This is a genomic window from Vibrio sp. YT-17 (genome assembly GCF_033337375.1).
Lineage (GTDB): Bacteria > Pseudomonadota > Gammaproteobacteria > Enterobacterales > Vibrionaceae > Vibrio > Vibrio alginolyticus.
Genome location: NZ_JAWOQP010000008.1, coordinates 14,676 through 39,031 on the forward strand (window position 1 = coordinate 14,676; position 24,356 = coordinate 39,031).

General features: G+C 43.1%; 23 protein-coding genes and 1 riboswitch. Of the genes, 12 read left to right on the forward strand and 11 right to left on the reverse strand.

Annotation, left to right across the window (positions count from 1 at the left end; translation table 11 throughout):
• Nucleotides 1-139: 139 nt before the first annotated feature.
• Nucleotides 140-358 carry a cold shock domain-containing protein CspD gene (gene cspD, locus R7F67_RS09545; protein WP_005378407.1) on the reverse strand — a complete coding sequence of 73 codons (219 nt, stop codon included), beginning with the start codon at nucleotides 356-358 and terminating at the stop codon, nucleotides 140-142.
• Nucleotides 359-1,063: 705 nt separating this feature from the next.
• On the opposite strand from cspD, the gene clpS reads away from it, so the two are divergent.
• Entirely contained in the window at nucleotides 1,064-1,384 is a 321-nt protein-coding gene (gene clpS, locus R7F67_RS09550; protein ID WP_005378419.1) for an ATP-dependent Clp protease adapter ClpS, read from the forward strand.
• A gap of 50 nt (nucleotides 1,385-1,434) precedes the next feature.
• Nucleotides 1,435-3,702: an ATP-dependent Clp protease ATP-binding subunit ClpA gene (clpA, locus tag R7F67_RS09555; protein ID WP_005387879.1), complete on the forward strand. Its 2,268-nt coding sequence runs from the start codon at nucleotides 1,435-1,437 to the stop codon at nucleotides 3,700-3,702.
• Nucleotides 3,703-3,835: 133 nt separating this feature from the next.
• On the opposite strand, the gene infA is transcribed toward clpA, so the two are convergent.
• From infA to aat, 3 genes are all read right to left on the reverse strand, one after another.
• Complete coding sequence (gene infA, locus R7F67_RS09560; protein ID WP_001040192.1) at nucleotides 3,836-4,054, reverse strand: translation initiation factor IF-1; 219 nt, start codon at nucleotides 4,052-4,054, stop codon at nucleotides 3,836-3,838.
• 81 nt (nucleotides 4,055-4,135) lie between these two features.
• Nucleotides 4,136-4,837, reverse strand: a complete 702-nt coding sequence (locus R7F67_RS09565; RefSeq protein ID WP_047100846.1) for an arginyltransferase — start codon at nucleotides 4,835-4,837, stop codon at nucleotides 4,136-4,138.
• The gene (gene aat / locus R7F67_RS09570; protein WP_005387881.1) at nucleotides 4,834-5,541 is read right to left on the reverse strand and encodes a leucyl/phenylalanyl-tRNA--protein transferase; all 708 of its coding nucleotides are present in this window, start codon (nucleotides 5,539-5,541) and stop codon (nucleotides 4,834-4,836) included. The genes R7F67_RS09565 and aat overlap by 4 nt, the downstream gene beginning before the upstream one ends.
• A 39-nt stretch (nucleotides 5,542-5,580) precedes the next feature.
• Between aat and R7F67_RS09575 the strand changes: the two genes are divergently transcribed.
• Together R7F67_RS09575 and aroA are read left to right on the forward strand one after the other, a co-directional pair.
• Nucleotides 5,581-6,057 (forward strand): glycine zipper 2TM domain-containing protein, encoded by a 477-nt coding sequence (locus tag R7F67_RS09575; protein ID WP_005378348.1) that lies wholly within the window; start codon nucleotides 5,581-5,583, stop codon nucleotides 6,055-6,057.
• 290 nt (nucleotides 6,058-6,347) lie between these two features.
• Nucleotides 6,348-7,628 (forward strand): 3-phosphoshikimate 1-carboxyvinyltransferase, encoded by a 1,281-nt coding sequence (gene aroA / locus R7F67_RS09580; RefSeq protein WP_017634728.1) that lies wholly within the window; start codon nucleotides 6,348-6,350, stop codon nucleotides 7,626-7,628.
• Nucleotides 7,629-7,691: 63 nt separating this feature from the next.
• Here aroA and R7F67_RS09585 read toward each other — a convergent pair whose 3' ends face one another.
• Nucleotides 7,692-7,940 carry a YciN family protein gene (locus tag R7F67_RS09585; RefSeq protein WP_005387884.1) on the reverse strand — a complete coding sequence of 83 codons (249 nt, stop codon included), beginning with the start codon at nucleotides 7,938-7,940 and terminating at the stop codon, nucleotides 7,692-7,694.
• A gap of 434 nt (nucleotides 7,941-8,374) precedes the next feature.
• On the opposite strand from R7F67_RS09585, the gene topA reads away from it, so the two are divergent.
• The 4 genes from topA to R7F67_RS09605 all read left to right on the forward strand — a co-directional run bounded on the left by topA (nucleotide 8,375) and on the right by R7F67_RS09605 (nucleotide 15,191).
• Nucleotides 8,375-11,005: a type I DNA topoisomerase gene (topA, locus tag R7F67_RS09590; protein WP_054576377.1), complete on the forward strand. Its 2,631-nt coding sequence runs from the start codon at nucleotides 8,375-8,377 to the stop codon at nucleotides 11,003-11,005.
• A gap of 608 nt (nucleotides 11,006-11,613) precedes the next feature.
• Nucleotides 11,614-12,831 (forward strand): glucose-1-phosphate adenylyltransferase, encoded by a 1,218-nt coding sequence (glgC, locus tag R7F67_RS09595; RefSeq protein WP_017634726.1) that lies wholly within the window; start codon nucleotides 11,614-11,616, stop codon nucleotides 12,829-12,831.
• On the forward strand, nucleotides 12,821-14,278 hold the full coding sequence (gene glgA, locus R7F67_RS09600; RefSeq protein ID WP_033905051.1) for a glycogen synthase GlgA: 1,458 nt from the start codon (nucleotides 12,821-12,823) through the stop codon (nucleotides 14,276-14,278). The genes glgC and glgA overlap by 11 nt, the downstream gene beginning before the upstream one ends.
• A gap of 109 nt (nucleotides 14,279-14,387) precedes the next feature.
• Nucleotides 14,388-15,191, forward strand: a complete 804-nt coding sequence (locus R7F67_RS09605) for an alpha/beta fold hydrolase (protein ID WP_137281836.1) — start codon at nucleotides 14,388-14,390, stop codon at nucleotides 15,189-15,191.
• Between the two features lie 31 nt (nucleotides 15,192-15,222).
• On the opposite strand, the gene R7F67_RS09610 is transcribed toward R7F67_RS09605, so the two are convergent.
• From R7F67_RS09610 to torD, 5 genes are all read right to left on the reverse strand, one after another.
• Entirely contained in the window at nucleotides 15,223-15,543 is a 321-nt protein-coding gene (locus R7F67_RS09610) for a DUF2007 domain-containing protein (protein WP_017820033.1), read from the reverse strand.
• Nucleotides 15,544-15,563: 20 nt separating this feature from the next.
• Nucleotides 15,564-16,250, reverse strand: coding sequence for a TVP38/TMEM64 family protein (locus tag R7F67_RS09615; RefSeq protein ID WP_005378366.1), 687 nt, complete (start codon nucleotides 16,248-16,250; stop codon nucleotides 15,564-15,566).
• 114 nt (nucleotides 16,251-16,364) lie between these two features.
• Nucleotides 16,365-16,955: a TfoX/Sxy family DNA transformation protein gene (locus R7F67_RS09620; protein WP_005378367.1), complete on the reverse strand. Its 591-nt coding sequence runs from the start codon at nucleotides 16,953-16,955 to the stop codon at nucleotides 16,365-16,367.
• Between the two features lie 116 nt (nucleotides 16,956-17,071).
• A riboswitch (cyclic di-GMP riboswitch) is annotated at nucleotides 17,072-17,161 on the reverse strand.
• 287 nt (nucleotides 17,162-17,448) lie between these two features.
• A complete protein-coding gene (gene purR / locus R7F67_RS09625) occupies nucleotides 17,449-18,453 on the reverse strand; it encodes an HTH-type transcriptional repressor PurR (protein WP_005378368.1) in 1,005 nt (334 codons plus the stop codon).
• Nucleotides 18,454-18,921: 468 nt separating this feature from the next.
• Nucleotides 18,922-19,569, reverse strand: coding sequence for a molecular chaperone TorD (gene torD, locus R7F67_RS09630; protein WP_005378369.1), 648 nt, complete (start codon nucleotides 19,567-19,569; stop codon nucleotides 18,922-18,924).
• Between the two features lie 266 nt (nucleotides 19,570-19,835).
• Here torD and torR point away from each other — a divergent pair, with 266 nt between their 5' ends.
• Entirely contained in the window at nucleotides 19,836-20,546 is a 711-nt protein-coding gene (gene torR, locus R7F67_RS09635; RefSeq protein WP_005378370.1) for a two-component system response regulator TorR, read from the forward strand.
• 72 nt (nucleotides 20,547-20,618) lie between these two features.
• On the opposite strand, the gene elyC is transcribed toward torR, so the two are convergent.
• A complete protein-coding gene (elyC, locus tag R7F67_RS09640; protein ID WP_005387893.1) occupies nucleotides 20,619-21,404 on the reverse strand; it encodes an envelope biogenesis factor ElyC in 786 nt (261 codons plus the stop codon).
• 114 nt (nucleotides 21,405-21,518) lie between these two features.
• On the opposite strand from elyC, the gene cmoM reads away from it, so the two are divergent.
• From cmoM to mukE, 3 genes are read left to right on the forward strand one after another with little or no spacing between them, the layout of a single operon-like run.
• Nucleotides 21,519-22,310, forward strand: a complete 792-nt coding sequence (cmoM, locus tag R7F67_RS09645; RefSeq protein WP_025766915.1) for a tRNA uridine 5-oxyacetic acid(34) methyltransferase CmoM — start codon at nucleotides 21,519-21,521, stop codon at nucleotides 22,308-22,310.
• A gap of 2 nt (nucleotides 22,311-22,312) precedes the next feature.
• A complete protein-coding gene (mukF, locus tag R7F67_RS09650; RefSeq protein WP_047100840.1) occupies nucleotides 22,313-23,650 on the forward strand; it encodes a chromosome partition protein MukF in 1,338 nt (445 codons plus the stop codon).
• On the forward strand, nucleotides 23,631-24,356 hold the full coding sequence (gene mukE, locus R7F67_RS09655) for a chromosome partition protein MukE (protein ID WP_005378379.1): 726 nt from the start codon (nucleotides 23,631-23,633) through the stop codon (nucleotides 24,354-24,356). Before mukF ends, mukE begins: the two co-directional genes overlap by 20 nt.

The following is a 24,356-nucleotide window of genomic DNA, read 5'->3' on the forward strand; positions in this document are numbered from 1 at the left end:
AAGTGCGTTGTAAGTGTTCCTTTTGTAACACGTGCTCTAAATAGTAAGAAACCCGCTATCTTGGCGGGTTTATTTTTCTCTTCAAAACATCAACGTGGCGTTTCGAGAGCAATATTTTTATATTTCGACAGCGCTCTAATTATTTGGCTTGGCCTTCAAGAGGCACGACGCTACTCGCGTGACAGCCTTTGGGACCTTTTTCAATCTCGTAAGAGACTTGTTGGCCTGCTTTCAGTGTACGATAACCGTCCATCTGGATAGTTGAGTAGTGGGCAAAGATATCTCCCTCTTCTTCATCTGAACAAATAAACCCAAATCCTTTGGCATTGTTAAACCACTTTACTGTACCTGTAGCCATGCTTTACATCCCTCATGCATTTTTTACTGATGTTGTTACTGCAACCAAGTTATACCTTTAACTTGGTACTACCATTGTCAGCGAATGCCAACAAACGTCAAATCAATGATAAGTCACATTCATCAAACCACTTAAAGAAGAGAAGTTTCAAAATGATGATTTATGCATCGACACTTTCCACTGTAGTCAATGAATTTCGACAGTCAATAGCAGTGAGCAACAAACAGAAACATAATTGAAAACAAATCACTTTTGAGATTAACAAATTTGCAAACAGTTTTTCGTATATACGCAGAAGTTTAGTCAATTTGCCTATGAAGTGGCTCATACTGAAAAAGCCATACTGTCCGTGTTTCTTATGGGAGAAGAATCCTCTGACTGAATAAAAAATGAAGTTTTCGTGATAATTACCGTATTCTCAATGAGGAAGTGTGATCCAGATAGAAGATGATGGGGTGGTTTGCAATAGTCCGAGAGCAATAAATAGAAAGTTCTTTTATAAGAAAAAATGTGTAACTTATCGACAAGCATCTTTTATTTGCGCCGTATCAAGACGTGCATTAGTCTCTATATTAGGTAGCAACTTTTATCGATCAAAGATCGAATTCGGTGCCATAACTCACTACACCGCGCTGCATGCTTGTGGTAGATTGTTTTTTATAGGTCGAAAACATCAACCCTTTGATACGATATCTTTAGATTGCCATGAGTAAAAATTTTGAATGGGTCACTCCGGACTCTGATCTTCTGGAGCGAGAAAGTACGAAAGTCCAGCCACCTAAGCTGTACAATGTCGTACTCAATAATGATGACTATACACCTATGGATTTCGTCATAGAGGTGCTTGAGCGATTTTTCTCACATGATATTGATAAAGCAACTCAAATCATGCTTCAGGTCCACTATGAAGGAAAGGCAATCTGCGGCACATACAGCGCAGAAATTGCCGAAACAAAAGTAGCGCAAGTTACGATGTACGCAAGGGAAAATGAACATCCGCTACTTTGCACTATGGAGCAAGCGTAAACAAAGAAGACTTGCTCGAACAACCCCAGTTGTTTTTTCGGGAGGTACTTATGCTAAATAAAGAACTAGAGTCAAGCCTTAACGGTGCATTTGCTCGGGCGCGCGATAAACGCCACGAGTTTATGACTGTCGAACACCTCCTACTTGCATTGTTGGAAAATGATGCAGCTAAGGAAGCCCTTCTAGCTTGTAAGGCGGATCTTGACGCTTTACGCAACGAACTCGATATTTTCATCGATCAAACTACGCCTCTTATCCCAGATAGTGATGAGACGCGTGAAACGCAGCCGACTTTGAGTTTTCAACGTGTACTACAACGCGCCGTCTTTCATGTACAGTCGTCTGGTCGTAATGAAGTAACAGGCGCCAACGTGCTTGTTGCTATCTTCAGTGAACAAGAGTCGCATGCCGCTTACTTACTGAAGAAAAATGACATCTCCCGATTAGATATTGTTAACTTCATCTCCCACGGTATTACTAAAGCATCAGGTGCAGGTGAGGATTCATCATCAGACTCGTTTAGCTCAGAAAGTGTTGAAGAGCCTAATTCTGAAGAACGCCTAGAAAGCTTTGCGACGAATCTTAATCAAGTCGCTAAAGATGGAAACATCGACCCACTCATTGGACGTGATAAAGAGTTAGAGCGCACTATTCAGGTACTTTGTCGACGCCGCAAGAATAATCCACTACTAGTGGGTGAGGCAGGGGTTGGTAAAACAGCCATTGCGGAAGGTCTTGCATGGAGAATTGTCGAAGGACAGGTCCCTGAGGTTATTCAAAACAGCGTGATTTATTCACTAGATATTGGCTCTTTGCTCGCTGGTACCAAATATCGCGGTGATTTTGAAAAGCGCTTCAAGGCGATTTTGAAACAACTTGAAAAAGAAGAAGATGCCATTTTGTTCATCGATGAAATACATACCATCATCGGTGCAGGCGCGGCATCTGGTGGTCAAGTCGATGCAGCAAATCTTATTAAGCCTCTTTTAAGTAGTGGTAAGTTGCGTTGTATTGGTTCGACGACATACCAAGAATACAGCAACATTTTCGAGAAAGAGCGTGCGTTGTCTCGCCGTTTCCAAAAGATAGACGTTGTAGAGCCTTCATTAGATGACACAACTAAAATCTTGATGGGCTTGAAGCCGAAGTACGAAGCTCACCATGAAGTACGTTATACCAATAAAGCTCTGCGTGCCGCGGTAGAACTGTCGGCTAAATACATTAATGAACGCCATCTACCAGATAAGGCCATTGATGTCATTGATGAAGCTGGTGCTCGTAGTCGTCTTGCTCCTGCAAGCCGTCGTAAAAAAACGGTCGGAGTGGCTGATATCGAATCAATGGTTGCCAAAATGGCGCGAATTCCAGAGAAGTCGGTTTCTTCTTCAGATAAAGACATTTTGAAAAACTTAGATAGCAAAATGAAGATGTTGGTATTCGGTCAAGATAATGCGATTGATGCATTATCCGAGGCGATCAAGCTGACACGTGCAGGTTTGGGTGTAGACAACAAACCTGTTGGTTCATTTTTGTTTGCAGGCCCAACAGGGGTTGGTAAAACAGAGGTGACAGTGCAGTTATCTAAGCTTCTAGGTATCGAGCTACTTCGTTTTGATATGTCTGAGTATGGTGAGCGTCACTCCGTAAGTCGCTTAATTGGTGCGCCTCCTGGTTATGTCGGTTATGACCAAGGTGGTTTGCTAACTGATGCTGTTATTAAGCACCCACATTCAGTCGTATTACTTGATGAGATTGAAAAAGCGCACCCTGATATCTTTAACCTGCTGTTGCAAGTCATGGATAACGGTACGCTAACGGACAACAATGGTCGCAAAGCAGACTTCCGTAATGTCATTCTTGTTATGACAACTAACGCAGGTGTGGCGGAAACCGAGAAGAAATCAATTGGTTTGATTCAACAAGACAACAGTCACGATGCAATGGCGGAAATTAAGAAGGTGTTTACTCCTGAGTTCCGTAACCGTCTTGATAACATCATCTGGTTTAACAGCCTTGATGAAAGCGTTATCCATCAAGTGGTTGATAAGTTCATTGTTGAACTGCAAGTGCAACTTGATGCGAGAGGCGTTTCAATGGAAGTATCGCAAGACGCTCGCCATTGGTTAGCACATAAAGGTTATGACAAAGCTATGGGGGCTCGCCCAATGGGGCGTGTTATCCAAGAACAGCTTAAGAAGCCTTTGGCTAACGAACTGTTGTTTGGATCTTTAGTTGACGGCGGTACAGTGAAAGTAACGCTGGTCAACGATACGCTTGAGTTTGAATACTTAAGTGAGAAAGAGACAGCGATGCATTAATCGTTATTCGGTAACAAACGCAAAAGCGCACGAGAAGATCGTGCGCTTTTTTATCTGAACTAAATCGGAAAAAATTGTGCAATAAAAAACGGAGCAGCTTGCTCCGTTTTTTATTGCATCCGAAAATCAGAGATTAACGAGCGCGGAAGACGATGCGGCCTTTTGACAGGTCGTATGGAGTCATCTCTACAGTTACTTTGTCACCCGTTAGGATACGGATGTAGTTCTTACGCATCTTGCCAGAGATGTGAGCAGTCACAACGTGACCGTTTTCAAGTTCAACACGGAACATAGTGTTTGGTAGAGTGTCAAGGACTGTGCCTTGCATCTCGATTACGTCTTCTTTAGCCATTTAATCCTCTTTAGAAATTAGGCAATATTAGCGGGCTATATTCTGCCGCTAAATAGTAATTATGTAAAGTTGAGGCGTATTCTACCCTCGCCAACGCTGATTTACTAGCCTTTGGTGGCGTTGAAAGCGTGTTTTGTAGCTCATTGCTGGGCACTCATCAATCTGATATCCCAAATATAGCCACTGTTGTTTGTTTTCTTGGCAGTATTTAATTTGATAAAGCACTGCTAACGTGCCAAGAGATAACTCGTAGTCAGGGTCAAAAAAAGTATAAAAAGCACTCGAGCATTGAGGCATCAAATCTGTCACTGCAATGGCGAGCAATTGATCTGATTCATCGTAAATGTGTAAAAACGACGTTGTCAGCCAGCTGGTTTGAGCAAATCGAGCAAACTCATCACGCTTTGGTGGGTACATAGTGCCGTTTCTATGCCGTTTGCAGATGTACCGACTGTAAAGCTCAAACCATTCCTCATCCATTTCAGGTTTCATTTCCCAGCGTAAAGACTGTGCTTTATTAAGCAGCCTCTTCTGACTTTTTGATAGTCTAACGTCTGGAATCGAGACTCGAATTGGCTGGCAAGCGGTGCAATGCTCGCAATGCGGTTTATATATGGTATCTCCGCTACGACGAAAACCGTTAGCCATGAGCAACTGGTAATTTTCTTCAGTATGCAGCCTTTCATCAAGCGCCACCGCAACCCGCTCTTGCCGTTCAGGCAAATAACTACAAGGGTGATTATTCGTCAACCCTATTCGAATATGTTGTATATCCGTACTCATACTGAATCCTGCAAAACTTGGGGCTGATAGGCATCAAATAGTGTTTGCTTTTCTCTTAAAGATAGTAGTTTTTGCATAAATTCGTCACGCTCAAGTTCAAATGCGCCAAGTGATGCCAAGTGAGAATTCATAACTTGGCAATCGATTAATTGACCTTGCTTTGACGCCAAATGGTTGCATAAGTACCACAATGCAATTTTGGATGCGTTATCTTTTAGGCTAAACATCGACTCCCCGCAAAAAAGTTGGCCCACGCAGATGCCATATAGTCCGCCAATCAGGTTGTTGTCATGCCATACTTCTACAGAGTGACAGTGACCAAGTTTGGCTAACTCAATGTAGGAAGCTTGCATTTCCTCGTTGAGCCATGTTTCCTCTGCAGGGCGTGTTGAAGAACATAGTCTAATCACTTCTTCTGTCGCGAAATTGAGTGTTACTTTATAGTTATGTTTACGCTGAAATTTTTTGAGACTTTTAGATGGCTTAAACTGCAATGGGTCAAACACGGCGCGCGGAGAAGGGCTCCACCATAAAATAGGTTCACCAGGACCATACCAAGGGAAAATGCCTTGATAGTAACCATTGAGGATTCTCATGGGGTTTAAGTCACCACCAAAAGCCAGCAAACCATTGGGGTCGCTGAGTGCTTTATAGGGTGAGGGGAAGTTGAACGTTTCATCGAGTTCAGTTAAATAAATAGCCATAAGAAGTCGTTACCAACATTGGAGTCAGAGGAGTTTATGATGACCTGGTTAAGAAATATCGTAAAAGTATGGCTTGGGATCATACTGTTTTTACCACTTGTCGCCAACGCAGCCTATGAAAGAAATGTTGCCAAGCCAGTTAATGAAGTAGTTTACGGGAAGATTGACTCTGTCCGTTATATTACTCAACAAGAGGTTGTTCAATCGAAAAGTAACGGTTGGAAGACACTACTTGGTGCCACTATCGGTGGTTTAGTCGGTAATCAATTTGGTGGCGGTACGGGAAGAGAAGTCGCGACGGCAGTGGGTGCGCTTGCAGGTGCCGCAGTTGCTCAAAACCAAAGTAATTACCAATACACGGTTGAATATAAGTTAGTTGAGCTACTCATCAAAGTGAAGGGTGATAAGCTAATTAATGTCATCCAAGATGTTGATAAAAATATGTTATTTAGTCGAGGGGATGAAGTTCGTATTTTATATTTTGATGATGGAGTCAGGGTTGATATCACTTATTAACCCTAGGTTGTTTTAGCCTAACGAAGCCTAATCAAGCATGTACAGTCGGGCTGGCTTATTGTCAAATCAAGTCGAAATAGTTTGCTGTTTCGCCGTGCTTCTTTCGCTCTTATTTACATCGCTGGCAATGCCTTTAATTCTGTATCTTTAGGCTGCTTGAGGATATTCATAAATTAGCGCCGATTTACTCTGGTTTTGTCGTGTTTTTTTGGGTAGTCTGAATTCACGAAGAATTGTTTAGCCCTCATAAAAAATCGTATGTTGAGGGCACAAAGGATTATCAACTTTTAATGGAAAGCCTAACGTTACAACCTATCAATAAAATTCAAGGGGAAGTGAACCTTCCTGGCTCTAAAAGCGTTTCTAATCGAGCTCTTTTACTTGCTGCTCTTGCTAAAGGCAGAACTCGCCTTACTAATCTCCTCGACAGTGATGATATTCGCCATATGCTGAATGCGCTGACTAAACTAGGCGTTCAATACCAACTTTCCGAAGATAAAACAGAATGTCTCGTTGACGGCCTTGGGCGCCCGTTTTCTGTCTCAGAGCCGGTAGAGTTATTTCTCGGCAATGCTGGCACTGCGATGCGACCATTAGCTGCGGCTCTTTGTCTTGGAGAAGGGGAGTATGTACTGACGGGCGAACCTCGTATGAAAGAGCGTCCAATTGGTCACCTTGTCACGGCACTGAAAGATGCTGGTGCGAACGTTGAGTACATGGAAAACGAGAACTTTCCGCCTCTCAAAATAATTGGTACTGGCCTAAAAGCAGGTACAGTTTCTATCGATGGGTCCATTTCAAGTCAGTTCTTGACCGCTTTCTTAATGTCTGCGCCATTGGCTGAAGGTGAAATTCGCATCAACATCGAAGGCGATTTGGTTTCTAAGCCTTATATCGATATCACCCTGCATATCATGAAGCAGTTTGGAGTCGATGTGATCAACAACGACTATCAAGAGTTTGTGATCCCAGCCGGTCAGCAATACATCGCTCCAGGCGATTTCTTGGTTGAAGGTGACGCGTCTTCTGCTTCTTACTTCTTGGCGGCGGCAGCCATCAAAGGCGGAGAAGTTAAAGTCACGGGTATCGGTAAAAACAGCATTCAAGGTGATATTCAATTTGCTGATGCGCTTGAAAAAATGGGTGCAGAAATTGAATGGGGTGATGACTACGTAATTTCACGTGTTGGTCAATTAAAAGGCATCGATATGGATTACAACCATATCCCTGATGCTGCAATGACCATCGCGACAACAGCGCTATTTGCCGAAGGCACTACCGCTATTCGTAACGTTTATAACTGGCGTGTAAAAGAAACAGACCGTTTGTCAGCTATGGCGACTGAGTTACGTAAAGTTGGTGCGGAAGTGGAAGAAGGGGAAGACTACATCATCGTCAAACCTGTCTCTCAGTTAAAGCATGCTGCGATTGATACTTACGATGATCATCGAATGGCGATGTGTTTTTCGCTGGTGGCACTTAGTGATACGCCTGTGACGATTAACGATCCAAAGTGTACGTCGAAAACGTTCCCTGACTACTTCGACAAACTTAAGGCTTTAAGCTGCTAAATATTCTGACCTGAAACCGGAAAGCCAGAGTGAATAACACTCTGGCTTTTTTGTTTCCCAATACTATTTAACCAGCGTAAATTCCTTAGAAAGGTGATGCGCTAAGTATTTAAACATATTGAATACTGCAGTCGTATTTGAAGTTGGTAAACCTTTGTCATCAAGGAAGTATTCACCTTTAAAAACTAAAACACCTTCTTTTTCTTCTACGCTTGTTGCTCGCATTCCCTCGATGTAATCATCGTGCTCTTGGATGATTTGGTTAGCGATCAAAAGAAGGTCGAACTCTTCGATAAACGTTCTATCAGACATATTCTTTCTACCATTCTATTCAGTTAAGAGCGCTGAGTATACCTACAACTAAAATGGGTTTGCATGATTAATTCAGTCAATCGTTCAGTAAGACTAAACAGATCAATTTTTAGAGTATAAGCATGATGCGGAGGAAGATGGCAGAACATTGAACCAAACTATTTTGTGATGGGTAACAAAATTTATTGCATTGGATTAGCGGATGCTAAGTTTGCCTGTTTAGATATGCCGCTCAATACCTTTCAGAACCCTGTCTCTTTGAAGTATAAAGACGATGAATTGTCAACCAATCGGATCTGAATTTCAAAAAAGCAGTTGATCTTCTTTTCATCTCGCACAATAGTAAAAAAAGAAGCAATGAAATAGAACATTATGCGGGTGGCCTTTAAACAAGGTTTCTACCCGCATTATTATGAAGGACGTTAGAGTCAGTTATGGGTAAATCACTCGTTATAGTGGAGTCACCAGCCAAGGCAAAGACGATAAATAAGTACCTTGGTAAAGACTTTATTGTTAAGTCTAGTGTTGGTCATGTGCGTGATCTGCCTACGGCCGGTCAAAGCACTGGTGAGAAAAAAGCCGCAGCCATCTCAACTAAAGGGATGAGTCCGGAAGAGAAAGCGCGCGTTAAAAAAGAGAAAGACCGCAAAGCGTTGATCAAAAAAATGGGGATTAACCCATATCATGACTGGGAAGCGAATTACCAAATCCTTCCAGGCAAAGAAAAAGTTGTCAACGAACTACAAAAACTCGCCAAAGACGCAGATTGCGTTTATCTCGCAACCGATTTGGACCGCGAAGGGGAAGCAATCGCATGGCACCTTCGTGAGATCATCGGTGGCGATGAAGAGCGATACAAACGTGTAGTTTTTAACGAAATTACGAAAAACGCGATCCAACAAGCTTTCCAGACACCTGGCGAGCTGAACATGGATGGTGTAAATGCCCAACAAGCACGTCGCTTCATGGACCGTGTCGTTGGTTTTATGGTTTCACCTTTACTTTGGAAAAAAGTGGCTCGTGGCTTATCTGCTGGTCGAGTGCAGTCTGTTGCGGTGAAATTGTTAGTTGAGCGTGAGCGTGAGATTAACGCGTTTGTACCAGAAGAATTCTGGGACATTCATGCGAATACGAAAACGAAAGACAAAGCGGACTTTAAACTGCTTGTTGCGCAGAAAGACGGTTCTGCGTTTAAGCCAGTTAATGAGGCAGAAACCAAAGCAGCGATGTCTGTACTTGAGAATGCAAGTTACGAAGTATGTAAGCGTGAAGACCGTCCTACAAAGAGCAAGCCTTCAGCACCTTACATCACCTCTACGCTTCAACAGGCAGCGAGTACACGTCTGGGCTACGGCGTGAAAAAGACCATGATGCTAGCTCAGCGCCTCTATGAGGCCGGTTACATCACTTACATGCGTACTGACTCGACTAACCTAAGTGCCGAGGCTGTGGACGCTGTACGTGACTTTATTGGTTCTGAGTTTGGTGATAAGTACCTGCCAGCGAAACCATTGGCGTACGGTAGCAAAGAAGGGGCACAGGAAGCGCACGAAGCGATCCGTCCTTCAAATGTGGGTGTTAAGGCGGAAGACCTGCAAGGTGTCGATGCTGATGCGCACAAACTTTATGCTTTGATTTGGAATCAGTTTGTAGCGTGTCAAATGACGCCAGCAGAATACGATTCAACAACCATTAGCGTAAAAGCGGCAGAATACACGCTTAAAGCGAAAGGCCGTATCCTTAAATTTGACGGCTGGACTCGTGTACAGCGTCCAATGGGCAAAAACGAGGATACAATCCTTCCAGCGGTACAACTTGGCGATAAGCTAAGCTTAGAGTCACTTGACCCTAAACAGCACTTTACAAAGCCACCTGCGCGCTACACTGAAGCAGCACTGGTTAAAGAGCTGGAGAAACGAGGCATTGGTCGTCCGTCGACTTACGCATCGATCATTTCTACGATTCAAGATCGTGGCTACGTGAAAGTTGATCAGCGCCGTTTCTACGCTGAAAAAATGGGTGAAATTGTTACTGACCGCCTTGATGACAGCTTTAACGATTTGATGAACTACGACTTTACTGCGCGTATGGAACAGAAATTGGACCAAATCGCTGAAGGTGAAGTGAACTGGAAAGCTGTGTTAGACAACTTCTTTGCTGATTTTACTGGCGATCTTGAAAAAGCGGAGCTAGATGAGTCAGAAGGCGGTATGAAGTTAAATCACATCGTCATGACGGATATCGAGTGTCCGACGTGTAGCCGTCCAATGGGCATCCGTACTGCTTCGACAGGTGTGTTCTTAGGCTGTTCAGGTTACGCGTTACCACCAAAAGAGCGTTGTAAGACAACCATCAACTTGGGTGACGAAGAAGGTATTATTAACGTTCTAGAAGAAGACGTTGAAACCGCAGCTCTGCGCGCTAAAAAGCGTTGTCCGATCTGTGAAACAGCGATGGACGCATACCTGATTGATGACAAGCGTAAGATGCATGTTTGTGGTAATAACCCGAATTGTGAAGGCTACCTTGTTGAATACGGCGAGTTCAAAGTAAAAGGCTACGATGGTCCAGTTGTTGAATGTGACAAATGTGGCTCTGATATGGTGCTTAAGAACGGTCGCTTTGGTAAATACATGGATTGTACGAGCGAAACGTGCAAGAACACTCGAAAGATCTTGAAGAATGGCGAAGTCGCGCCCCCGAAAGAAGATCCTGTTCATTTCCCCGAGTTGCCATGTGAAAACTCAGATGCGTATTTCGTACTTCGTGATGGTGCTTCAGGTCTATTTATGGCGGCAAGCAACTTCCCGAAATCGCGCGAGACACGTGCTCCTTTGGTTGCTGAACTGGCACGTTTTGAAGAGCGTTTACCTGAGAAGTTCAAATACCTAGCGACCGCACCGCAAGAAGATCCTGATGGTCGTCCTGCAGTTGTACGCTTTAGTCGCAAAACAAAAGAGAACTACGTTCGTTCGGAAGAGAATGGCAAACCATCTGGTTGGACAGCGCTCTTTGTTGACGGTAAGTGGGAAGTCACTGATAAGCGTAAAAAAGCGAAAGCATAAAAACGTACGATCTAAGTAATGTAAAAAGGCAGCGATATCGCTGCCTTTTTTGCGTTTTGTTTTTGCGTAAAGGCCACTGTGTTGTTCGTATAGATCTTTGCTGCTTTGACTGAGTTTTGCTGACGCGAGAAGATCCCAGTATCAATATTTCGTAGTCGCTGATGTATTTTTTATGTAAAAAATATTCGTTGTAACTTTCATTTTGCATTCACATATTTGTTATACATTGGGCTAAAAAATCGGCGGTGTAGTGAATCCGTTCGTAAATTGTTTTCACAATGTAATCGTTTGCTTTTCCATGTGTGATCTAGATATCGTCTTGAGTACGCAAGAGCTGTATGGTACACAGAATGGCGTATTAAAAATTGTAATTTAGAACCCGCTTAGATAATTTATTACAAAAATTAGTGCAACTGTGTGCATTGTTTGCGTCAAAAAATAAGGAAAGAGTGGACGTTGCATACTGGAAGTGCCGTAGCTTTTTTATCCGTGTTGTAAGAGTTCACAGAAACTCAGAGACGGTTGCTAAATGTATTCGCTTGACTCCCCGAGTATGACTCATTCAAGCGAGTACCAAATCCAAGCTATAACGATATGGAGAACAACAAATGGCTGGTGTTTTGGGAATGATTCTTGCTGGCGGTGAAGGCTCTCGTTTGAGACCTTTAACGGAATCTCGCAGTAAACCTTCGGTACCGTTTGGTGGTAGTTATCGATTGATCGATTTTGCTCTAAACAATTTTGTTAATGCGGATCTGATGCGCATTTACGTCCTAACCCAATTTAAATCTCAATCTTTATTCCATCACTTAAAAAAGGGGTGGAACATCAACGGCATTACAGACCGCTTTATCGATCCTATTCCCGCTCAAATGCGTACTGGTAAACGTTGGTACGAAGGGACGGCGGACGCGATCTATCAAAACCTGCGTTTTATGGAATTAGAGGAACCAGAGCAAGTTTGTATTTTTGGCTCTGACCATATCTATAAGATGGATATCAAACAAATGCTGAACTTCCACTCAGAAAAGCAGGCTTCTCTGACGGTATCTGCATTGCGCATGCCACTAAAAGAGGCGTCGCAATTTGGGGTTATCGAAGTGGATAGTGAAGGTCGTATGATTGGCTTTGAAGAAAAACCAGCAAATCCGAAGTCGATTCCTGGTGACCCTGATTACGCTTTAGTTTCAATGGGTAACTATGTTTTTGAAGCTCAGGTACTGTTCTCAGAGTTGGTCGAAGATGCGGATAATGAAGCTTCATCACATGATTTTGGAAAGGACATCATTCCAAAGATGTTCCCTAGAGGTGATGTGTTCGTGTATGACTTCAGTACCAACAAAATCAGTGGCGAAAAAGAAGAGGTGTACTGGCGTGATGTCGGAACTATTGATGCGTACTGGCAAGCGCATATGGATCTGCTAGAAAAAGATGCACCATTTTCGCTGTACAACCGTAAATGGCCATTGCACACCTACTACCCACCATTGCCACCTGCGACATTTACCGACTCTGATAATGGTCGTGTGCAGATAATCGATAGTTTAGTGTGTAATGGCAGCTATGTTAGAGGCTCAAGAATCGAAAAGTCGGTGCTTGGTTTTCGCAGTAATATTGCTTCTGCTTGCGATATCAGCGAATGTATACTTCTTGGTGACGTAAAAATTGGCGAAGGCTGTGTTTTACGTCGTGTGATTGTCGACAAGGATGCCGATATTGCTCCTGGTACTCAGATTGGTGTGAATCTTCAAGAAGATAAAAAACACTTCCACGTGTCTGAGGAGGGCATTGTTGTTATTCCGAAAGGAGCTCGAGTTGGCTACTAACAACTTATCTATTCTGTTTGTAGCTTCTGAGGTTGAAGGCCTCATTAAAAGTGGTGGCTTGGCAGATGTTGCCAAGGCACTACCGGAAGCCCTTCAAAACCTACAGCAAGACGTAAGAATTACCATCCCTGCGTACAGTAGTATTGATAAACTCGCAGACGCAGAAGTTGTATTAGAAACAGAATTAACATCATGGCCGCATACGGAGTATCGAGTTTTGCGGCTCATGTTAGGTCAAAATCCTGTTTACCTGATTGATTGTCCGCCGTATTTCAATCGACCATCAATGTATGCGGAGAACAACCAAGCGTATACTGATAACGGCGAGCGCTTTGCGTTTTTTAGTGCAGCATGTCTCGACATGTTACCCAAGCTCGCCTTTCAACCTAATATCATACACGCGAACGATTGGCACACAGGTCTTGTTCCATTTTTGCTCAAGCACAGGTATGGCAATGATCCGTTTTTTGCTCATACTAAAAGCGTCATTTCAATTCACAATGCGGTCTTTAAAGGCGTATTTAGTTATGAAGACGTGCAGTGTTTGCCAGAGTTTCATTGTAGAAACGTTCCCGATGCTGCGGTGAGTGCAACGCATATTACGATGCTCAAAGCTGGTGTAATGAATGCAGATAAGATAAACGCGGTCAGCCCTACGTACGCAGAGGAACTCAAAACAGAGCTTGGCAGTCATGGAATGGCTTGGGAGTTTCAGCAACGCGCGCAGGACTTAGTTGGTATTTTGAACGGTTGTGATTACAGTGCTTGGAACCCGGAAACGGATACTTACTTGCCAGTTAATTACTGCGCCGACCAGCAAAGTATGTCGCAAGGGAAGAAAGCTTGTAAAAAAGCATTACAACAACGACTAAATTTGCCCGAAAAAAATGTAGCTATGTTCGGTATGGTTTGTCGATTGACCCAGCAGAAAGGCGTTCATTACTTGTTGCCTGCTTTGGCCGATTTTTTGAAGCACGATGTTCAGCTAGTTGTCGTTGGGACCGGAGACCCTATTCTTGCCGCTCAGCTACGAGAGGTTGCCGCGCAGTTTTCTAGCAAATTTGCCTTTGTAGAAGCGTATGACAATGAACTTGCGCATATCGTTGAAGCTGGTTCTGATTTCTTCTTGATGCCTTCTGAGTTTGAACCATGTGGCTTAAACCAAATCTATAGTATGGCTTATGGGACATTACCGATAGTACGCGGTGTTGGTGGCTTAAAGGACAGCGTTAGCGATTATGATGTAAACCCATCTGAAGCAACGGGGTTTGTTTTTTTCGAACCGACACCGCAGGCATTGTTGTTAACGATGCTAAGGGCACTGTTGCTCTACGCTCAAAACGAGCCTGAAGTGAATAAAGTACAGTTGCACGCGATGCAACAAGACTTTTGTTGGCAAAAGGCCGCAGAATCTTATTTGCAGCTTTACCACTCAGCGTTAGTTTGACTTAAAATTGTAACGAAAGGCACCGAATGAGGTGCCTTTATTATCTTGAGTAAGGGGAGTGTGGTAGGATGGCTTTTTACTCAATAGCACGATCTTTTTGATACTCAATATGACTCAGCCGCTACTTTTTCATAAAACCTATTTGCACCCTACTAGTAATGAGTGGGTTGTATTTGTGCACGGTGCTGGTGGTAGCTCTTCTATCTGGTTCAAGCAAATTAAAGCTTACAAGCAACACTTTAACTTATTGCTGATCGATTTAAGAGGTCATGGAAAGTCAAATCAGTTACTTAAAGAGCTCATTGCTAACCGTTATACCTTTACGGAAGTTACCCAAGATATTTTGAAAGTATTGGACCATTTAAAGATCCAATCCGCTCATTTTGTCGGTATGTCGCTTGGTACTATTATTGTTCGAAACCTTGCTGAATTGTCATCAGAGCGCGTACGTTCGATGGTGCTCGGCGGTGCTGTCACAAGGCTTAACACTCGTTCTCAGATATTGGTGAAATTAGGTAATTTTTGTAAGCATATCCTACCGTACATGTGGCTCTACAAACTGTTCGCTTATATTGTTATGCCTCAAAGAAGCCAACGAGAATCTCGCCACCTTTTTATTCGCGAAGCCAAGAAGCTTTGCCAAAAAGAATTTAAACGTTGGTTTATTCTTGCTGCTGATGTAAATCCGTTAATGAAATATTTTAAAGATCGAGAGTTACCCATTCCGACTCTTTACTTAATGGGCGACAGGGATTACATGTTTATTAAACCTGTCAAAGAAATGGTTGCAGCGCATAAGCTCAGCATTCTACGAGAAATCCCGAATTGTGGTCATGTATGCAATGTAGAGCGTCCAGAAGACTTCAATCAACACTCCATCGAGTTTATTAAACAGCAAGCTGTATGTGCTTAAAACTGAGTGTATCCACTGAATAGGAGAGCCGCTATAGCTCTCCTAGTTGATATCCACATTGCCAACATGCACCAAATTGCCCTTCGTTTATTTCATGACATTTTGGGCATTGCCAATCTTGATACTCATGCCTATCGGATTGTTTTCGATATGCTTTTACTATTTCTTCAGCTTTCATCTTTTGTGCAGTGTCAAAAAGCCACACATAAGGATCGGTATCATCACCAAACGGCAGTTCTCCTTTTAAGCCGAAAATACCTTCTCCACGAACTTCACAGTAAATTTGTTCCACTTTAAGCAGCTCACATACAATGTGTGCTTCTGCTGGGTTTTTAGCGATAAATATTTTCATCAAAATACCCACTTCACCAATTACGAGTTTTGCTGACTTGGTGTCGGCCTTACTTTATTCATAACCCATTTAGTGATGATTGGAAATAGTCCCAATAGCGCAAAAGACGCTAATACTGCGGGTGAAACAATGCCCGATAGGCTTTCAATTGTTGCTAATTGAGTACCTGCATTCAGATATACGGCTGTGCCTGGCAGCATACCTATTTGGCTAGTGAGATAAAATCTACCTACAGACATCGGCGTTAAGCCCATCAGTAAGTTGATTAGAAAGAAAGGGAATACAGGGATTAGACGCAAGGAAAATAGATAAAAAGCTCCGTCTTTTTCGACACCTTGATTAATTGCGTTGAGTTTATTTCCGAATTTGTTTTGTACCCAGTCACGCAATAAGTATCGGCTGCTCAAGAAGGCCAGTGTTGCCCCCATAGTGCTAGCGAAAGAAACCAGTAGCAAGCTTGTCCAAAAACCAAATAAGGCTGCACCAAGTAAGGTGACTACTGCCGCTCCTGGGATAGAAAAAGCGGTAATTGCAATGTAGGTAAAAAAGTAAATCGCAGCCGAGAATACAAAATTCTGATCGATGTATGTAGTTAGTGCTTCTTGTTGGGCTTTTGCATTCTCTAAGGTTAAATACTGGCCAAAGTTAATACCTAAAAAGACGATAGCCGCTAGTAGGATGAGACCTAAAATCAGTTTCTTATTCATAATTTTGATTCCAATTTGGGATATATGTAATAAGACAGTAGGAAAACCGAAAAAATTTCACAAAAAAACCGCAGATTAGACTGCGGTTTTACAAGATAGTTTTTAGGCCGACTTTTATTGGAGGCCGTTCATCAACTCATCTCGGCGAGCTTGAGGTACCACACTCCAATGAGTGCCGTTGATAGCACCTTCTAGTGCCCATAGCAACTCAATGTTGACGGTTGCAGAGTGCGTATCTCTTATCGCTTTATAGGCGTTAAGCGCACCTTCCTCTTCAAGCTTCTCTACGGATTCGATGCCGGCTTTTTTTAGCATGCGCTCGGTAGCCAGTCGTAAGTTAGGCAAATCTTTCAAACGGTTAGGCTTTGTACTTGCTTGCTGTTCTTTCTCAAGCTTTGCCTTTTTCAATGATTGATTCGCTACTTCGATTAAGCGTTCGCTTGATTCCCATAAATCGCTGGAAATAGCGTAGTACTTTGTAACGACTGGGAAGCCACGTTTTTTATAAACGTAAGGCTTTAGCCCTTGTTTCTCGAAGTCAGATGAAGTTTTTTGGTCTGCTCTGATATGAAGCTGATTGTTTACCACTAGTGCAAACATTGTTTCATCAGCGAATAGTCCGAAGCCACCAAACATTGAGCGCGACTTGATATTACCAAGTGCCTCAAATAGCTTCATAGAGTCTTTGAGTATCGGTTTATCCATGTTTTGTTATCTCGGTGTAATTAATATTACGCCACCAAAAGTCAGGTCCGAGAGAGTAGCAAACATGCGTAAAAACAATGTCATTACAGAGTAAAGTCATTGCTTACACACTTGCCATCGGTAACCCCGCTACCTTCCATATCGTAATATGGTTCAGGCCGGAGGCTTTGCGTCCCACTCTTTCGAATGGTTTGCCCTGTGCGTGACACAATGAGCATACTTCTTATATTGAATTAACATCACGGTTTAGCGTTAAAAGTGTGATTTTGGTTCAATAAAAATGATAGATTGAATGCTCTATTTTGCATATGGAAAGGTGCAAATTGGCCTTTGAAAAGGAGTTCTTAATATATATTACATTTATATAAAACAGGGAGTTAACGTTAGTCAATTGTTATTAGAGCAGTGTGAAGTATTAGAGAATGCTTAATTTTTCCAAAAAAATAAGCGCCCCTGTAGAGCGCTTATTTAACACGGTTAAATACAGTGAAATTTAGTTCATTTTTTTCACAGTATTTCGAATTACAAGCTCAGGTTGCATTTCGAAAATTCGTTTTTCGTGTTCTTTATCTTTGATACGCTCAAGTAGAATTTCGAATGCATTTTTACCAACACGACGTTTAGGTTGGTGGATAGTCGTTAGCGGTGGAGAGAAGTATTCCGCAAGCTCGATGTTGTCGTAGCCGATCACTGAAATATCTTCAGGAATTTTGATCCCGTTTTGTTGCAAGCGGCTCATTAGGCCTAGAGCCATTGTGTCGTTAAAACAGAATACCGCCGTCGGGCGCTTGTCCATTGCGGTAATTTTATCTGCAACTAATACGGCCGTATCACATTCAAAGTTACCTTCAAGGATCCAGTCTTCATTTACAGCTAGGTTCGCTTCGCTCATTGCGCGACGGAAACCTGCAATGCGCTCTTGGCAAGCAAGCTTTTCAAAATGACCGCTTAGACAAGCGATATCCGTATGACCATTGTCAATCAGATGTTTGGTTGCAATGTAGCCACCTTCTTCTGAGTTATCCATGATCTTGTCTGCTTGTGAGCTCTCTGGGCCCCAATCCATGACCACTTTAGGAATGTCCGCATGACGGTCAAGCATCTCTTTTAGTTCTTCGGTTAAGTCAGAACACATCACAAGGATGCCATCAACGCGCTTTTCAGCCAGCATACGAATGTAATCGCGTTGTTTTTCGTAAATCCCGCCTGTGTTACATAAAATCAGAGTATAGCCTTGGCGGTAACAGTAGCTCTCAACGCCATCAATCACTTCTGAGAAAAATAGGTTAGTTGATTGAGTTACTAACATGCCAATCGTACGAGTTGAGTTGCATTTTAGGCTGCGTGCAACGGCACTTGGCGCGTAATTCAGCTCGTCAACGGCTTTCATTACTTTTTCTTGCGTTGCTTCTGCAACGAAACGCGTTTTATTGATAACGTGCGAAACTGTCGTAGTGGAAACGCCGGCTAAGCGAGCAACGTCTTTTATCGTGGCCATAAATGGTGTCCTGTATCGAGCTACTGAAATATGTCGTATTGGATGTACCTGATGCTCTAGTGGTTTCACACCTAGCAATCTAAAATTGGCGCTAAGTGTCTCGGCAGCGGTTGATCCAAGTGCGACAAAAGGGTGCGTAGCAGCATCGGTCGATGAATTTTATCTTTTTTCTATCTGATGAGAAATTGCCATCAACCTGTTAAGAAAACACAAAAACCGCTATATTTCAGCGGTTTACATATAAATCATATTTAATCGTTTGCGCTCACATTTTAGCCCTATGTGGACTGACTAGCAATGTTTTCAGCAAGAGATTTGTGTATTTGAAGTCACATTTTGACTGCTAAATAACCAAGCGTCTTTGCGCTAAGTTAAGGCAAACGAATATTATACCCAAGTTACTTACAATTGGTCACTTTCAGGCATACAGGAAGCCCGATAGGCAGGCTCCCTAAAAATAGGCGGCAATTATTCACCAAGAAGGTAGGCGCTGTCTAGTTTACAAAATGCAACTAATAGTTTCGCGACACTCGAGTAAAATCCAAATTCGTCGAATTTTTTACATTTGTCTGAAAACTGAGGTAACCAAGACATCAATTGTTGCTGGATAAAGTCGTTTTGTTTAACGAAGGCTTCTTCCATGTGTTTTTCTTGTTCAAGCTCGTTTGAGCGGATAATCATGTTCCCGAGAAAGTCGAGCTCAACGGCTAAGTGATCCGCAGGTTCCTTTAGGTTTTCGTCTACTTGAACGCCAAATTCAGCCATCAACTTTTCCATTTCCTCAGCTGGCTTGTCATTCAGTAAACCTGATTCACCAATGTACATGGATGCGTAAGGAAGAGCGCCGTATTTTTCTGTCTTCAAAAACAGTTCACAAAAGTCAGCTGCAAGCTCTAGTTGTGCATCTTCACGATCTTGTAACCGATTCAATGCATCAACTAGGCTATCAACAGCTGGTTTCAGCGACTCATTTTCACCTAAACCTGCGAGAAAACTGCGAATTTCAACACTGTGATAGGCTTCCAATTCTTTCTCTGTTAGTTCTTTTGCGAACAAGCTCGAAAACCACCAGTAAATTTCAGCGCGTTTTTCATTAAAAGCTTTCACTTCTTGCATTTTGGGCTCCTGAATGATGCTTCAAGTCATGCATCACAAAGTCAATTAGGGATATCCCCTAAGTGTAATCAATTAAAATGAATAGCAGTAACTATAATTGTTATGTTTTATGGTCAAAAATGACCGTTTATTAATAGCAATGGGCAAGCTTGTTTTGAATCAATAAAAACGCTAAATCTTGCGTTTTAATGTATCTATGACTAGAAATGTTACTAGTTATGAATAGAATACGTCTTGGATAATAAGAAGACAGAAAAGTGGTGTAAATGAGCTATCACGTATTAGTCGTAGAAGATGATGTTGTAACTCGTAGTAAGCTTGCGGGGTATTTCCAAAATGAGGGCTACCAAGTCAGCGAAGCAGAGAGTGGCGCAGAAATGCGTGAAGTTTTGCAAGCGGGCGATGTAGACCTGATCATGCTGGATATTAACCTGCCTGGTGAAGACGGCCTGATGCTTACTCGTGAGTTACGTAGCCAATCGGATATTGGTATCATATTAGTAACAGGACGCACGGATAGCATTGATAAAATCGTAGGCCTAGAAATGGGTGCTGACGATTATGTGACAAAACCTTTTGAACTGAGAGAGCTGTTAGTTCGCGTTAAAAACTTGCTGTGGCGTATTTCAGCAGCGCGCAGTGGCAGCTCGAAAGCGAATGAAACCAGTGAAGAGCACATTGTGCGCTTTGGGGAGTGGACATTCGACATTCAACGTCGCGCACTTAGCCGCAACGGTGAGCCAGTAAAACTAACTAAAGCAGAGTATGAACTTTTGGTGGCATTATCGTCTTACCCTAACCAGGTGTTAAGTCGTGAGCGTATTTTGAACATGATCAGCCATCGAGTGGATGCGCCGAATGACCGCACCATTGATGTTCTTATTCGACGTATGCGCGCAAAAATGGAGTTCGATCCTAAGAACCCACAGATTTTTGTAACGGTACACGGCGAGGGCTATATGTTTGCTGGTGACTAGTTTGAACATAACTCAATCGTAAAAAGAAAAAGGAGAGCTTCGGCTCTCCTTTTTTGTGGCTTCAAGATAATACTAGTTTGCTTCAACCATTGGTGTTTGGCCGACAGTATCACGCAACCTTTGCCAAATACTGCCCAAGTACTCATGCCAATAAAGCTCTGTTTGTTCTAAGTAACGCGCTTTAGGTGAGTATTTATCCCAAGGTTGACTTATCTCGCTAATAGCTAAGAAGTTGGTCGGGGCTGGGATTGGTTTAATGCCTGCTGCGTTGAACTCATACAATGCACGGCTCATGTGACTCGCAGAAGTGACTAACACAATTTCCTTTTGTTGAACGAATGCAGCCGCTTGACGCGCCTCTTCCCACGTATCTTTCGCATCTTCTAATAAAATGATATCGGATTTCGCGACTCCCAACGCAAGGGCAACGTTCGCCATCATTCGCGCGTGGCTAATTTCAGATCCGCCAGCATAGCCGGATAAGATTAATTTCGCGCCTGGATACATTCTTAAAATACGAATGCCCTCAGTTAAGCGCATTAATGCTGCACGGCTTAACTGCGAGGTGGGTGGAATTTCGTCATCGATAACATGACCATTCCCTAAAACCATCACGTAGTCGATGGTGCCAGAAACTGGCAAAAAGGCTTTATGCTCTCGCTCTAACGGCATAAGAAGCTTGGTTGAAACAGGTTGGAAGGCAACAAGAAAAATGCCAACAAAAGAGAATAGAACAACGAAGCAGCCAGTTTTACGTTTTGTAGTAAAACTAATGAGAGCAAGACCCAACAAGCCTATCAGCAGCAATGCCGGAAGGGGCATAAGCATGGCTGACACTACTTTTTTCAGCTCAAACATACATAAATAGTCCGAAAAAACATCAATTGATAATAAAAATGAGGGTATCCCTCTTTATTCCTGCTTTCCTTGTGCCAGAATAGCGGCACAATCCGTTATGATAACTCAGCAGAAGTGACAGAAGACCGCAATTTCGACGATATCGCCCACAAATTTGCAAAAAATATTTACGGCTCCGATAAAGGGGAGATCCGCCAAATCATTGTGTGGGAAGATTTTCTACAGATTCTAAGTGAATTAGATGCTGACCAGCAACCCCTAGAAGTGTTAGACGCTGGTGGTGGTTTGGCACAAATGTCGCAAAAGCTTGCTAAGCTCGGACATCGAATCGCTTTATGTGATCTATCTTCGGAAATGCTGCAGTTGGCTAAGCAGGATATTGAAAAAAACGGTTTGCTTGAGCAGTATCGCCTGATTCATTCGCCTGTCCAATCCATCGGTGAACATATGGATGGACAGGTCGATCTGGTTATGTTCCACGCTGTGATGGAGTGGCTTGTTGATCCTAAGGCCGCACTTGAAACAGTTCTAGAACAAGTAAAACCGGGAGGCATCGCATCAGTCATGTTCTACAACCACCACGGTTTAGTCTATAAAAACGTGGTTTGTGGCAACATTCCTCATATATTAGACGGCATGCCTCACCGAAAAAGATTTAAACTACAGCCGCAAAAAGGCTTAAAACCTGAAGAAGTCTACCAGTGGATAGAAAATTCAGGTTTTAATATTTGTGGCAAATCTGGTATTCGCTCATTTAGTGATTACATAGGCAATATGGAATACATGGGTGATTACGAGTTTGAAGATGTGTTGGCGCTAGAAAAACAACTTTGTCGACAAGAGCCATACCTCTCATTAGGCCGCTACATTCATGTGTGGGCTAAAAAGAACGATAAACAGGAATAACAATGAGTGAGATGACTCTCAATGCTGCAGAGCAACCAATCGATGAGCTGGTTGGCTGGGTTAAGCAGCACGATTTCTCGTTGAACCTGACCACAGAGCGATTGGCATTTTTGATAGCCATTGCCGTACTGAGTAATGAAAGGTTCGATGAAGAACTGGGTGAAGGTGAACTGCATGATGCATTTGCCATCGTCACTCGACTATTTGATGAGACCGGCGAAGCCTCCGCTTTTCGTGCGAACAATGCGATCAACGAGATGGTTAAGCAGCGTCTTATGAGCCGTTTTGTCAGTGAAATTACTGACGGAGCGAGCATTTACCGCTTGTCGCCATTAGCGATAGGAATAACCGACTACTACGTGCGTCATCGTGAGTTCTCAAAACTGCGTCTATCTATCCAGCTATCCATGGTAGCGGATGAAATGGCGAAAGCGATTGAGGCAGCACAAAAAGGTGGCACACCGGGTCACTGGAAGAAAAACGTATACGGTGTTTTAAAATATTCTGTAGGCGAAATTTTCGATCAAATTGACCTCAACCAACGTGTTATGGATGAGCAGCAACAGTCAGTGAAACAACAGATTGCTGACCTGCTTAACAAAGACTGGCGCGAAGCGATCAACAACTGTGAAGCACTTCTGTCAGAAACATCAAGCACGTTGCGTGAACTTCAAGATACGCTGCAAGCCGCCAGTGATGAACTGCAAACTCAGATCCTCGATATTCAAGAAATTGTTTACGGTGACCCTGAGCTGGAGTTTATCGAAGAAGCCTTGTTTGGTCTGCAAATGAAGCTGGACCGAATCACAAGCTGGGGCCAGCAAGCGATCGACCTTTGGATTGGTTACGACCGACACGTGCACAAGTTTATTCGTACTGCAATCGATATGGATAAGAACCGTGCGTTTAGCTCGCGTCTGCGTCAATCCGTCAAAGATTACTTCGATGCGCCTTGGTATCTGACTTATGCAGATGCGGAGAGGCTTTCTGACCTTCGTGATGAGGCCCTAGTACTGCGTGATGATGAGGTCACGGGTCAAGTTCCGATGGAAGTAGAATACGAAGAGTTTCAACAAGTCAATGATGAGCTGTCTGAACGAATTGGTGACATGCTAAAAGCGCATAAAGATCAAGGCACACCAATCGATTTGAGTGTGGTACTGCGAGATTACCTTGCACAGCACCCTTACTCTCATCATTTTGATTTAGCTCGCATTATCGTCGATCAAGCTGTACGTCTAGGGTATTCAGAATCGGATTACCAAGCGATTCAACCAGACTGGAAAGCAATCAACGAATTTGGGGCAAAGGTACAAGCGAATGTCATCGACCGATACTAATGAATACATGTCAGAGAATCTGGCAAAAGCAATTTCTAACCCTCTGTTCCCAGCGCTAGACAGCATGCTTCGAGCAGGGCGTCATATCTCAAGTGAAGATCTAGACAACCACGCGTTGTTGTCGGATTTCGAACTTGAGCTTTCTTCTTTCTACCAACGCTACAACACCGAATTGGTGAAAGCGCCAGAAGGTTTCTTCTACCTTCGTCCACGTTCAACATCTCTGATTGGCCGTAGTGTTCTTTCTGAACTGGATATGCTGGTGGGTAAGGTACTGTGTTTCCTTTACCTAAGCCCAGAGCGTCTTGCGCACGAAGGCATCTTCACTAACCAAGAGCTGTACGACGAACTGCTTGCTCTAGCAGATGAAAATAAGCTGATGAAGCTAGTGACGAACCGTGCTACCGGTTCTGACCTTGATAAAGAAAAGCTGTTTGAAAAAGTACGTACGTCACTTCGTCGTCTGCGTCGCCTAGGCATGATCATCAACATCGGTGAAACCGGTAAATTCAGCATCAGTGAAGCGGTATTCCGCTTTGGTGCCGATGTACGTATTGGCGATGACATGCGTGAAGCGCAGCTGCGTCTGATCCGTGATGGTGAAGCAGTAGTGCACACCAAAGAGCCAAGCCAAGGCAGCTTATTGTCTGAAGAAGATCAAGACGACCAAGCCCAAGAAGAAACAACAGAAGAGGGTGAAGCATGA